This window comes from Pseudomonas sp. GW456-12-10-14-LB2 (assembly GCF_002884345.1).
GTDB lineage: Bacteria > Pseudomonadota > Gammaproteobacteria > Pseudomonadales > Pseudomonadaceae > Aquipseudomonas > Aquipseudomonas paraglycinae.
In genome coordinates, this window is the sequence record NZ_POHV01000005.1 from 55003 (window position 1) to 67267 (window position 12265).

General features: G+C 62.0%; 11 protein-coding genes and 1 riboswitch. Of the genes, 9 read left to right on the forward strand and 2 right to left on the reverse strand.

The window, feature by feature from the left end; translation table 11 throughout:
* Positions 1-3 precede the first annotated feature (3 nt).
* The gene (locus C1X29_RS04680; protein ID WP_085746481.1) at positions 4-1437 is read right to left on the reverse strand and encodes a TolC family outer membrane protein; all 1434 of its coding nucleotides are present in this window, start codon (positions 1435-1437) and stop codon (positions 4-6) included.
* Between the two features lie 196 nt (positions 1438-1633).
* A riboswitch (TPP riboswitch) is annotated at positions 1634-1739 on the forward strand.
* A gap of 146 nt (positions 1740-1885) precedes the next feature.
* Here C1X29_RS04680 and thiC point away from each other — a divergent pair.
* Together thiC and cytX are read left to right on the forward strand one after the other, a co-directional pair.
* Positions 1886-3775 carry a phosphomethylpyrimidine synthase ThiC gene (thiC, locus tag C1X29_RS04685; protein ID WP_102716953.1) on the forward strand — a complete coding sequence of 630 codons (1890 nt, stop codon included), beginning with the start codon at positions 1886-1888 and terminating at the stop codon, positions 3773-3775.
* Positions 3776-3883: 108 nt separating this feature from the next.
* Positions 3884-5176, forward strand: a complete 1293-nt coding sequence (gene cytX / locus C1X29_RS04690) for a putative hydroxymethylpyrimidine transporter CytX (RefSeq protein ID WP_102716954.1) — start codon at positions 3884-3886, stop codon at positions 5174-5176.
* On the opposite strand, the gene C1X29_RS04695 is transcribed toward cytX, so the two are convergent.
* Positions 5145-5891, reverse strand: a complete 747-nt coding sequence (locus C1X29_RS04695) for an RsiV family protein (protein ID WP_102716955.1) — start codon at positions 5889-5891, stop codon at positions 5145-5147. The two genes, cytX and C1X29_RS04695, sit on opposite strands and share 32 nt — an antisense overlap.
* A gap of 221 nt (positions 5892-6112) precedes the next feature.
* On the opposite strand from C1X29_RS04695, the gene C1X29_RS04700 reads away from it, so the two are divergent.
* From C1X29_RS04700 to C1X29_RS04730, 7 genes are all read left to right on the forward strand, one after another.
* Positions 6113-6730, forward strand: coding sequence for an NUDIX domain-containing protein (locus tag C1X29_RS04700; protein WP_102716956.1), 618 nt, complete (start codon positions 6113-6115; stop codon positions 6728-6730).
* Entirely contained in the window at positions 6721-7173 is a 453-nt protein-coding gene (locus C1X29_RS04705; RefSeq protein ID WP_007952222.1) for a DUF1249 domain-containing protein, read from the forward strand. The genes C1X29_RS04700 and C1X29_RS04705 overlap by 10 nt, the downstream gene beginning before the upstream one ends.
* A 105-nt stretch (positions 7174-7278) precedes the next feature.
* Positions 7279-8094 (forward strand): 3',5'-cyclic-AMP phosphodiesterase, encoded by an 816-nt coding sequence (cpdA, locus tag C1X29_RS04710; RefSeq protein WP_102716957.1) that lies wholly within the window; start codon positions 7279-7281, stop codon positions 8092-8094.
* A gap of 96 nt (positions 8095-8190) precedes the next feature.
* Positions 8191-8799 carry a YqiA/YcfP family alpha/beta fold hydrolase gene (locus C1X29_RS04715; protein ID WP_064382909.1) on the forward strand — a complete coding sequence of 203 codons (609 nt, stop codon included), beginning with the start codon at positions 8191-8193 and terminating at the stop codon, positions 8797-8799.
* A 42-nt stretch (positions 8800-8841) separates the two neighbouring features.
* The gene (gene parE, locus C1X29_RS04720) at positions 8842-10749 is read left to right on the forward strand and encodes a DNA topoisomerase IV subunit B (RefSeq protein ID WP_039766602.1); all 1908 of its coding nucleotides are present in this window, start codon (positions 8842-8844) and stop codon (positions 10747-10749) included.
* Positions 10749-11738: an esterase-like activity of phytase family protein gene (locus C1X29_RS04725; RefSeq protein ID WP_102686798.1), complete on the forward strand. Its 990-nt coding sequence runs from the start codon at positions 10749-10751 to the stop codon at positions 11736-11738. Before parE ends, C1X29_RS04725 begins: the two co-directional genes overlap by 1 nt.
* Positions 11735-12259, forward strand: coding sequence for a TIGR02281 family clan AA aspartic protease (locus C1X29_RS04730; protein WP_102686797.1), 525 nt, complete (start codon positions 11735-11737; stop codon positions 12257-12259). The genes C1X29_RS04725 and C1X29_RS04730 overlap by 4 nt, the downstream gene beginning before the upstream one ends.
* Positions 12260-12265 lie beyond the last annotated feature (6 nt).

The window sequence follows — 12265 nt, forward strand, 5'->3', positions numbered from 1 at the left end:
TGTTTAAGGCCGGGCCTTGAGCTGCGCTTCCGCAGCCTTGGCCAGATCCGGCGGCAGGAAATCCTTGTCCGGGTTGTAGTCGGCTTTCAGATAACGCGTCAGATCCTGCAGATCACCCGGGTTCAACGTCCCCGCCGCCTGCTTCAAGCGCAGATTGTCGAGGATGTAGTCGTAGCGGGTGTTGTTGTAGTTGCGCACCGAGGTGTACAGCTGACGCTGGGCGTCGAGCACGTCGACGATGTTGCGCGTACCTACCTGGTAACCGATTTCCGTGGCTTCCACTGCGCTCTGGTTGGAGATGATCGACTGGCGGCGCGCCTGCACCTGCTCGACGTCGGTGTTCACCGCGCGGTGCAGGTTGCGGGTGTTCTCCACCACTTGCCGGCGCAGGCCTTCACGCTGTTGTTCGGTCTGGTCCAGCCGCGAGTACGACTCGCGCACTTGCGAGCTGGTCAGTCCGCCGCTGTAGATCGGGATGTTCAGTTGTAAGCCCACGGTGCTCTGCTCGACATTGCCACTGTACGGCGTACCGAACGCATTCGGGTTGGAGAAACCCAGGGCGTCGTTGTCGCCCTTTTCGTATTTGGCCACGGCGTCGAGGGTCGGCAGGTGGCCGGCCTTGCGCTGTTTCAAAGTCTGTTCGGCGGAGCTGACCGCGTAGTTGCTGGCCAGCAGATTGAGGTTCTGTTTCGCGGCGGTATCGACCCAGGCCTTGGCGTCGTTCGGCGCCGGCGGCAGGATCGGCAACGTGTGGACGATGCCCTGGATCGAGTTGTACTGGCGGTTGGTCAGGGTGATCAGCGCTTCGAACGCATCATCGACCTGACGCTGGGCGACGATCCGGTTGGCGCGCGCGGTGTCGTAACTGGCTTGCGATTGCAGCACGTCGGTCTTGTCCGACAGGCCCACATCGAAGCGCTCATTGGACTGATCGAGCTGGCGCTTGAACGCGGCTTCCTCGGCTTTGGTCGAGGCCAGGTTGTCCTGGCTGCGCAGCACGTTGAAGTAGCTTTCGGCGGTTTGCAGGATCAGGTTCTGCTCGGTGGCCGAGAGTTGCAGCGCGGCCTGCTCGTTGACGTCCTTGGCGGCCTGGTACTGGAACCAGCGGTCGGCGCGGAACAGCGGTTGCGCCAGCGTCGCCTGATAGGAGTGCGCGCTGCGATTGGCGATGGCCGAGGGCTGGTCGATCGAAGTGCGCACGTTGGCGACTTCAGCGCCGCCGGACAGGTTCGGCAGTAGCCCGGCGCGGGCCTGGGGCACCACTTCTTTCTGCGCACCGTACTGGGCGCGGGCAGCGGCCAGGTCGGCGTTGTTGTCGACGGCTTCCTGATAGACGCTGACCAGATCGGTCCTGGTCGATAAAGGCGCTTCTGCTGCCCAGGCCGTTGCGGTGGACGCACAAGACACGGCGACAGCCAGTGAGAGTTTGCGCAGCATGAGGCGATCCCTAGCATGAATATTATGGAAGTAATCCGGGCGCCAAAGGTAAGGCGCGGCCCATGCAGCGTCAAGGCGCAGCATGGCGTAGCGAGTGTAGTAGCGCAGGCGGCAGGCAACAATCTGCCAATTGCGCCATTCATCATGGTGTTTACCGCGGTGTTGGCGTTCTTTGCCGGTTGTGTCTAGACTGGCCGGGTTCTTGTCGGGGTGCCTTGCTATGAGGCTGAGATCGAATAATTTCGGATCCCGTTGAACCTGATCAGGTTAGCGCCTGCGTAGGGAACAAGATTTCTCGTCACCCGGCGAGTCCTCTTGTGCTTCGTCCGGGATATTGTTCGACAATCGAACGCTCGACGACGATGCACAGCACCAGTCCTGGTGCGTCCGTGCCTTTCAGGTTCTGCTCCGACAATCCACTGCCTGGATGCTGTCTGGAGAGCCCGTGATGACTACAAAATCTAAAAACGCGATCAACCTGAGTGACTCGGCCAAGGTCGACGAGCAGTCGGTTCAACCATTCACCCGTTCGCAAAAAATCTACGTTCAGGGCTCCCGCCCGGACATCCGCGTGCCGATGCGCGAAATCACCCTTGATGTGACCCCGACCGACTTCGGCGGCGAAATCAACGCGCCGGTCACCGTCTACGACACCTCGGGCCCGTACACCGATCCGAACGTGGTGATCGACGTGCGCAAAGGTCTGGGCGACGTGCGTTCGGCGTGGATCGATGACCGTGGCGACACCGAGCGCCTGCCAGGCCTGAGTTCGAATTTCGGTCAGGAGCGCCTGGCCGATCCGGAGCTGACCAAACTGCGTTTCGCCCACGTCAACAACCCGCGCCGCGCCAAGGCCGGGGCCAACGTCAGCCAGATGCACTACGCGCGCAAAGGCATCATCACCGCCGAGATGGAATACGTCGCCATCCGCGAAAACATGAAGCTGCAAGAGGCCCGCGCTGCCGGTCTGTTGAAGCAGCAGCACGCCGGCCACAGCTTCGGCGCGAGCATCCCGAAAGAAATCACCCCTGAATTCGTCCGCGAAGAAATCGCCCGTGGCCGCGCGATCATTCCGGCCAACATCAACCACGTCGAACTGGAACCGATGATCATCGGCCGTAACTTCCTGGTGAAGATCAACGGCAACATCGGCAACAGCGCGCTGGGTTCGTCCATCGAAGAAGAAGTGGCGAAACTGACCTGGGGCATTCGCTGGGGCTCGGACACCGTGATGGACTTGTCCACCGGCAAACACATTCACGAAACCCGCGAGTGGATCATCCGCAACTCGCCGGTTCCGATCGGCACCGTGCCGATTTATCAGGCACTGGAAAAAGTGAATGGCGTCGCCGAAGACCTGACCTGGGAGCTGTTCCGCGACACGCTGATCGAGCAGGCCGAGCAGGGCGTCGACTACTTCACCATCCACGCCGGCGTGTTGCTGCGCTACGTGCCGCTGACCGCCAAACGCGTGACCGGCATTGTGTCCCGTGGCGGTTCGATCATGGCCAAGTGGTGCCTGGCGCACCACAAAGAGAACTTCCTCTACACCCACTTCGACGAAATCTGCGAAATCATGAAGGCCTACGATGTCAGCTTCTCGCTGGGCGACGGCCTGCGTCCGGGCTCGATTGCCGACGCCAACGACGAAGCGCAGTTCGGCGAACTGGAAACCCTCGGCGAGCTGACCAAGATCGCCTGGAAGCACGACGTGCAATGCATGATCGAAGGCCCGGGCCACGTGCCGATGCAGTTGATCAAAGAGAACATGGACAAGCAGCTGGAATGCTGCGACGAGGCGCCGTTCTACACCCTCGGCCCGCTGACCACCGACATCGCACCGGGTTACGACCACATCACCTCGGGTATCGGTGCGGCGATGATCGGCTGGTTCGGTTGCGCGATGCTCTGCTACGTGACGCCGAAGGAGCACCTGGGTCTGCCGAACAAGGATGACGTGAAGACCGGGATCATCACCTACAAGATCGCCGCTCACGCCGCGGACCTGGCCAAGGGACATCCGGGCGCGCAGATCCGCGACAACGCCTTGAGCAAGGCGCGTTTCGAATTCCGCTGGGAAGACCAGTTCAACCTCGGTCTGGACCCGGACACCGCCCGTTCGTATCACGATGAAACCCTGCCGAAGGACTCGGCGAAGGTCGCGCATTTCTGTTCGATGTGCGGGCCGAAATTCTGCTCGATGAAGATCACTCAGGAAGTCCGCGAATACGCGGCCAACCAGCGGATCGACGCGGTCGACGTGGACGTCGCCCAGGGCCTGGCGGAACAGGCCGAGCGGTTCAAGAAGGAAGGCAGTCAGCTGTACAAGAAAGTCTAGCCACGAGCGGCAAGCTACAAGCTACAAGAGGAGAAGCAGTCCGCATATCGCTTCTGACTTGTAGCTTGCAGCTTGCAGCTTTTTTCTGCTTCTCTGTGAGAAACGTCCTTGAGCATTCAACCCGGTACTTATTCCCCCGACCTCGCCGTGCCCGCCAATCAGCGTGTGTTCGGCGGTCGCGATCTGTTTTCCCTATGGTTTTCCCTCGGCATCGGCCTGATGGTCTTGCAGACCGGTGCGCTGCTGGCGCCGGGGCTGGGCCTGTCGGGATCGCTGCTGGCGATCTTCCTCGGCACCCTGGTCGGTGTCCTGTTGCTGGCTGCCGTCGGCGTGATCGGCAGCGACACCGGCCTGTCGTCGATGGCTGCGCTGAAACTCAGCCTCGGCAGCAAAGGCGCGAGCCTGCCGGCGTTGCTCAACCTGCTGCAATTGATCGGATGGGGCTCGTTCGAAATCATCGTCATGCGCGATGCGACCAGCCTGCTCGGCACCCGTGCGTTCAGCGAAGGCTCGCTGTGGGCCAGTCCGATGCTGTGGACGCTGTGCTTCGGTGCATTGGCGACCTTGCTCGCGATCAGCGGGCCGTTGACGTTCGTGCGCAAGATCCTGCGCAAATGGGGCATCTGGCTGATTCTGGCCGCGTGCATCTGGCTGACCTGGAACCTGTTCGCCAAGGCCGATCTTGCCGCCTTGTGGGCACAGGCCGGGGATGGCTCGATGTCGCTCGCCGTGGGCTTCGACATTGCGATTGCGATGCCGCTGTCGTGGCTGCCACTGATTGCCGACTACTCGCGTTTCGGCAAGAAGGCGAAGAACGTGTTCGGCGGTACGGCGATCGGTTTCTTCATCGGCAACTTCTGGCTGATGAGCCTCGGCGTCGCCTACACCCTGGCCTTCGCGCCGAGCGGTGAAGTCAACGCGCTGCTGTTGGCGCTGGCCGGTGCAGGCCTCGGGATTCCGCTGCTGCTGATTCTGCTGGACGAGTCGGAAAACGCTTTCGCCGACATTCACTCGGCAGCGGTTTCCAGCGGGATTCTGTTGCGTCTGAAAGTCGAGCATCTGGCGTTGGCCATCGGTGTGATCTGCACCCTGATCGCCTTGCTCGCGCCACTGGCGCAATACCAGAACTTCCTGCTGTTGATCGGTTCGGTGTTCGCGCCGCTGTTCGGCGTGGTGCTGGTGGATCACTTCATCCTGCGCAAGCGCAGTGCCCAGGTGGCGTCGGCCGCGTTGCGCTGGCCGGCACTATTGGCCTGGCTGGGTGGCATCAGCACCTATCACTTGCTGGCCAATCTGTATCCGGATGTCGGCGCGACCCTGCCGGCGCTGGTGCTGGCAGGGCTGCTGCAACTGGTGCTCGGTCGGGCTTTCAGTTACGGCCGGGAAACAGCTCGGGCTTGAGAATGCCGTTCAGGCGCGGGTAAGGGATCTTCAGTTCGACGTGGCCCAGCGCATAAGGCGCGATGGTGGTCACGTCGTACTTGAGGATCACGCCGCCGTAGGTCAGCGCCACGTTCGGGGTTTTAACGAATGGCCAGCTCTTCACGAACTCCGGTTCCTGATCGAGCTTGGTGCTGATCAGCCAGCTGTTGTGCGCCACTTGCGCGGCTTTCCAGAATGCCTCTTCCTGACCTGGCAGCAACATATCCGCCAGGGTCAGTACCTTGTGCTGCTGACGCGAATAGTTGATGAAACCGCGGCCCGGTGTGCCATGGGCGCCGCCGATGTCCAGGTAGCTCGACGTTTCGATGATCACCAGACCGTCATGCTGCTCGCGTACTTTCGCCTGCAAATAGCTGCTGTTGCGCGGGCCGGCGTTGGCCAGGAACTGCTCGCGATACGCTGCCAGCGTCGGCGCCACCGGGGCGTTCGGTGCGGTGCGGGTCATCTGCAGCAGGCGTTTTTCGATGATGCCGTCCAGCGCCGGTTCTGCCGGGAAGCGCAACGTATCGATGTTCACCAGCGGGCAGTCCGGGTTGGAACAGCCCGGTTTAAGCGTTTCCGAGGCGTCGCGGGTGGTTTCCAGCGGCGTGCGGTAGTTGGGCTGGAACAGGCTGGCGCAGGCGCCCAGGGTCAGGGCGATGGCGGCCACGGAGGCGATTTTGAAAAGCGACATGGGCGTCCTTTCTGAAGCAGGGGAAGGCAAAAAGTTACCGCTTCGACTCTCAACGAAGCGGTCAGTTCGCCACTAAGCTAATTAGAGTGGGTTTCGCCTCCACCGTCCATCCCGCTGACAGTAAAGGGGCTGCATCAAACGTCACCGGCGCGTTAGGATGGCGCGAAGTCGAGGTCGCAGGTAAGGCGCCTCGTATTGGATTTGCAGTAAAGAGGATGCTCATGACCGATTTTGCCAAAGCCATTCCGTCCGCCGTCGATATCGTGCGACGCGAGCAGTGCTACAAGGGCTTCTACAAGCTCGACCGTCTGCACTTGCGCCACGAACTGTTCGCCGGTGGCATGAGCCGCGAAATCAATCGTGAAGTGTTCGTGCGCCACGATGCCGTGTGCATGCTGCCCTACGACCCGCAGCGCGATGAAGTGGTGCTGATCGAGCAGTTTCGCGTCGGCGCGATGGGCAAGGCCGATAACCCGTGGCTGGTGGAGCTGGTCGCCGGTCTGATCGACAAGGACGAACAGCCGGAAGAAGTTGCTCACCGCGAGGCACAGGAGGAAGCTGGGCTGGACATCAAGGCCCTGTGGCCGATGACCAAATACTTTCCATCGCCGGGCGGCAGCAACGAATTCGTGCATTTGTATCTGGGGCGTTGCAGCACCGAAGGCGCGGGCGGCCTGCATGGGCTGGAGGAAGAAGCTGAAGATATTCGCGTCACGGTCTGGGCTTTTGAAGATGCCCTGCAGGCCGTACGTGACGGACGGATTGCCAATGCGGCGAGCATCATCGCCTTGCAGTGGCTGGCGCTCAATCGCGCCGAAGTGAGGGGGCTATGGTCGTAAACAAGCTGCGCGATCGCTACCGCGTCGACCTCGTGGGCCTGCAAGCCGCGTGCGAGGCGAACTACGCGCGCCTGATGCGACTGTTGCCGGACATGCGCAGCGACCCCGAGGCCCGGCGTATCGCCGTGACCCAGGGCGACCAGATGCTCGGCGTACTGACCCTGGAAGTGCTGCAGGCCTGTCCTTACACCACGACCCTGCAGGTGCGTCAGGAACACAGCCTGCCGTGGCTGCCGGTGCCGCAACTGGAAGTGCAGGTCTATCACGACGCACGCATGGCCGAGGTGATCAGCGCCGAGCATGCGCGACGGTTTCGCGGCGTCTATCCTTACCCGAATGCGGCCATGCATCAGCCGGACGAGAAGGCCCAGCTCAATCTGTTCCTGGGCGAGTGGCTGAGTCATTGCCTGGCGTGCGGACACGAATACGCGGCGGTCCGATAACCACCGCAAGTTGTGAACTGCGTCCGGTTCGCCGGTTTCTCTTTGCGCTGTCCCCCCGCATAATTGCCGCACCTATCCAGTCCCGCGATCCCGGGGGAGAACGCCTTGCCGAGCGTATCGACTTTGACCACCGCCGACACGGCGTTGCTGGTGCAACTCTCTGACAGTCATCTGTTCGCCGAGGCGGATGGAACGCTGCTGGGCATGAACACCCGCGAGAGCCTGCAAAAAGTCATCGAGCTGGTGCTCGAACAGCAACCGCGGATCGACCTGATTGTCGCCAGCGGCGACCTGTCCCAGGACGGTACGCTGGAGTCCTACCAGCAATTCCGGCAGATGACGGCGCAGATCGACGCGCCGGCCCGCTGGATTCCCGGCAACCACGACGAGCCACAGATCATGGCTCAGGCGACTGTGAAGAGTGCGCTGCTGGAGTCCGTGGTGGACGTCGGCAACTGGCGCGTGACCCTGCTCGATTCGGCGGTGCCCGGATCGGTGCCGGGGTATTTGCAGGATGATCAACTGCAACTGCTCGCCCGCGCCCTGAGCGAAGCGCCGGATCGCCATCATCTGGTGTGCTTTCACCATCACCCGATGTCGATCGATTGCGCCTGGATGGAGCCGATCGGCTTGCGCAATCCGGAAGCCTTTTTCGAGGTGCTCGATCGTTTCCCGCAGGCCCGTGCCGTGCTGTGGGGGCATGTGCATCAGGAGATCGACCGCGAGCGCAACGGCGTAAGGCTGATGGCATCGCCGTCGACCTGCATCCAGTTCGAGCCGGGCAGTGAAGACTTCAAGGTCGGCGAGCAGGCACCGGGGTATCGCTGGTTGCGCTTGTTGCCAGATGGTCGGATTGAGACGGGCGTGGAGCGTGTCACCGATTTCCGGTTCACCGTTGATTACGGCTCCGACGGTTACTGATCAAAGGGCGCAGCGCTGATTTCCTCGGGTGCTGGCCCAACACCCCTCGACTCCCTGTAAACTCCGCTTTCTTCAGCCGACGCCCAGGGAGCTCAAATGTCCGGTTCGATTCTCTATATCCATGGTTTCAACAGTGCGCCGGCCTCGAAAAAGGCCTGTCAGCTGGTCGAGGTGATGGAGCGGCTGGGTTTGAGCGATCAACTGCGTGTGCCGGCGCTGCATCACCACCCGCGCGAAGCCATCGGTCAGCTGGAACAGGCAATCGCCGAACTCGGCCGGCCATTGCTGGTGGGAAGCTCGCTCGGCGGCTACTATGCGACTCACCTGGCCGAGCGCCATGGCTTGAAAGCCTTGCTGGTCAACCCGGCCGTCAGTCCGCACCGGATGTTCGACGGATACCTGGGCACCCAGAAAAACCTGTACACCGACGAAACCTGGGAGCTGACCCACGACCACGTGACGGCCCTGGCCGAGCTGGAAGTGCCGGCGCCGCAGGATCCGCAGCGTTATCAGGTATGGTTGCAGACCGGGGATGAAACGCTGGATTATCGCCTTGCCCAGCAGTATTACCGGGCCTGCGCCTTGCGCATTCAGGCCGGCGGCGACCACAGTTTCCAGGGATTTGTTACACAATTGCCGGCATTGCTCAGCTTTGCCGGGATTGGTGCCGATACCTATCAGGCAATCGATTTCACCGCACTGTGAAGTCTTGCCCCATTTTCATTGAATCACTGACGACGAGACCCTATGGCCACTCCCAGCGCTAGCTCCTATAACGCCGACGCCATCGAAGTCCTCTCGGGCCTCGACCCGGTGCGCAAGCGCCCCGGCATGTACACCGACACCAGTCGGCCGAACCACCTTGCCCAGGAAGTCATCGACAACAGCGTCGACGAAGCCTTGGCCGGCCACGCCAAATCGATCCAGGTCATCCTCCATGCCGATCATTCGCTGGAAGTCTGCGACGACGGCCGTGGCATGCCGGTCGACATCCATCCGGAAGAGGGTGTGTCGGGCGTCGAGCTGATCCTCACCAAGCTCCATGCGGGCGGCAAGTTTTCCAACAAGAACTACCAGTTCTCCGGCGGTCTGCACGGGGTGGGTATTTCCGTGGTCAACGCCTTGTCGACCCAGGTACGGGTGCGGGTCAAGCGTGACGGCAACGAATATGAAATGACCTTCGCCGACGGCTTCAAGGCCACCGATCTGCAAGTGATCGGCACTGTCGGCAAGCGCAATACCGGGACCAGCGTGTACTTCGCGCCGGATCCGAAATACTTCGATTCGCCGAAATTCTCCATCAGCCGCCTCAAGCACGTGCTCAAGGCCAAGGCCGTTCTGTGCCCGGGGCTGCTGATCAGTTTCGAAGACAAAGGCACTGGCGAGAAGGTCGAGTGGCATTACGAAGATGGCCTGCGTTCCTACCTGGTGGACGCGGTCAGCGAATTCGAGCGCCTGCCGGACGCGCCGTTCTGCGGCAACCTGGCCGGTACCAAGGAAGCGGTCGAGTGGGCCTTGCTGTGGCTGCCGGAAGGTGGCACCTCGGTCACTGAAAGCTACGTCAACCTGATCCCGACGGAGCAGGGCGGCACCCACGTCAACGGTCTGCGTCAGGGCCTGCTTGATGCGATGCGCGAGTTCTGCGAATTCCGCAGTCTGCTGCCGCGTGGCGTGAAGCTGGCGCCGGAAGACGTTTGGGAGCGCATTGCTTTCGTCCTGTCGATGAAGATGCAGGAGCCGCAATTCTCCGGCCAGACCAAGGAGCGTCTGTCGTCTCGTGAAGCAGCGGCTTTCGTTTCCGGTGTGGTCAAGGACGCGTTCAGCCTGTGGCTCAATGCCAACCCGGAAACCGGTCTGGCGCTGGCCGAACTGGCAATCAGCAACGCCGGCCGTCGCCTGAAGGCCAGCAAGAAAGTCGAGCGCAAGCGCATCACCCAGGGGCCGGCGTTGCCGGGCAAACTGGCCGATTGCGCCGGGCAGGATCCGATGCGTTCCGAGCTGTTCCTGGTGGAAGGTGATTCCGCCGGCGGTTCTGCCAAGCAGGCGCGGGACAAGGAATTCCAGGCGATCCTGCCGTTGCGCGGCAAGATCCTCAACACTTGGGAAGTCGACGGCAGCGAAGTGCTGGCCAGCCAGGAAGTGCACAACATCGCCGTAGCCATCGGTGTCGATCCGGGCGCCGAGGACATGAGCCAGCTGCGCTACGGCAAGATCTGCATCCTCGCCGACGCCGACTCCGACGGTCTGCACATCGCGACCTTACTCTGCGCCCTGTTCGTCCAGCATTTCCGCCCGCTGGTGGATGCCGGTCACGTCTACGTGGCGATGCCGCCGCTGTACCGCATCGATCTGGGCAAAGAGATTTACTACGCCCTCGACGAAGCCGAGCGCGACGGGATCCTCGACCGTCTGGTGGCCGAGAAGAAACGCGGCAAGCCACAGGTCACCCGATTCAAAGGCCTGGGTGAAATGAACCCGCCGCAACTGCGCGAAACCACCATGGACCCGAACACCCGGCGTCTGGTGCAGTTGACCCTCGGGGACGACTTCGCCCAGACCTCGGAAATGATGGACATGCTGCTGGCGAAGAAACGCGCCGGCGACCGCAAGACCTGGCTCGAATCCAAGGGCAACCTTGCCGAGGTTCTGGCCTGATGCGGTTTGGCTGGATCTTGGCGGGTGCGTTGCTGCTGGGTTCGATGACGGTGTCGGCAGAGCCTGTGCAAGAATTGCGCGTGCTCGCCGAACACCCGGTCGAAGGCATGCGCGGCGGCAATCTGTCGGGGCTGGCCTTGTGCGGTAATGACCTGTGGACGGTTTCGGACCGCGACGATGATCAGATCTACCGTCTCGATATCCGCGACCGGGTCTGGCAGGCCACGGCCGTGCGCATCGATCCGCCGAAAGTGCCGGACAGCGGCTTGCCGTGGGGCATCAGTTCGCGCACCTGGGCGGCGTCGTTCATTCGTGGCGGCGATCTGGATTTCGAAGGCATCAGCTGTGATAGCGCCGGTAACCGCTACATCGTCAGCGAAGCCCACGCGGCCGTGCTGCAAGTACCGCCGCAGGGGCCGTCGTCGTGGCTGAAAATCTCGCCGATGATGGTGCGCGAGGCGCGGGCCAGTGGCATGTTGCTGCAGTTCAACGCGATATTTGAAGGTCTGGCGATCAGTCCGGCGGGCGATCAGATGTGGCTGGCTGCCGAGCGGCAAAGTCGCGGTTTGTTGCTGATCAAACGCCAGCAGACGGTGTGGGATTGTGACGGTCGCTGCGTGCTGCTCAGTGAAGGCGGCATGGAAATGCAACCGCCGCAGTTCCCGAAAGCGCGTCCGGTCAATCGGGATTTTTCCGATATCTCCCTGTTCAACGGGAAGCTGTTTACCCTTGAGCGCAACGCGTACCAGATCTGTCGTCGCGATGCGCAGACGGCCAAGGTCGAGCTCTGCTGGTCGTATGCGGCCGAGCTGTTGCAGGCCAATCGGCGTTATTCACAGAACTTCGGCCTGGAAGAGGCGCTGGTGGTCGATGCTCAAGGCGCCTGGATCGGCGTCGACAACAATTTCGGCCCGCGCGCCGATGGCGAGGTTCGCCCGATCATCTGGCGTTTCGCCGCGCCCGAGGGTGGCTGGAGCGCCAAGCCATGAGCCAGCAACCGCCGGGCAAACGCGCCGGTCGGGTGCTGATGATTCTGGCGTGGTGCGCGGCGCTGTTTCTGGCCACGCGGTTTTTCGGCCAGTGGGAAGAACGCCAGCGTAATCCCAATGCGGAAGTGGCTTCGCTGCAGGGCAACGGCTTTATCGAAGTGAAATTGATCGGCAACGCCCAGGGACATTTTGTCGCCAGCGGCCTGATCAACGGTCGGCCGGTGGAGTTCATGCTCGACACCGGCGCGACCGACGTGGCAATCCCGGCCGAGGTGGCGGAAAACCTTCGGCTGGAAGAAGGTTTCGGTGTGACCCTGAGCACGGCCAATGGCCTGAGCCAGGGCTATCGCACCCGTATCGACCGCCTGCAACTGGGCGACATCGTGCTGCGGGACGTCCGCGCACTGGTGGCGCCGGGGCTGCATGGCGATCAGGTGCTGCTCGGCATGAGCGCCCTGAACAAACTTGAATTTACTCAGCGCGGCGGCACCATGCTGCTGCGCCAGACAACGAACCGATGAGGCCCG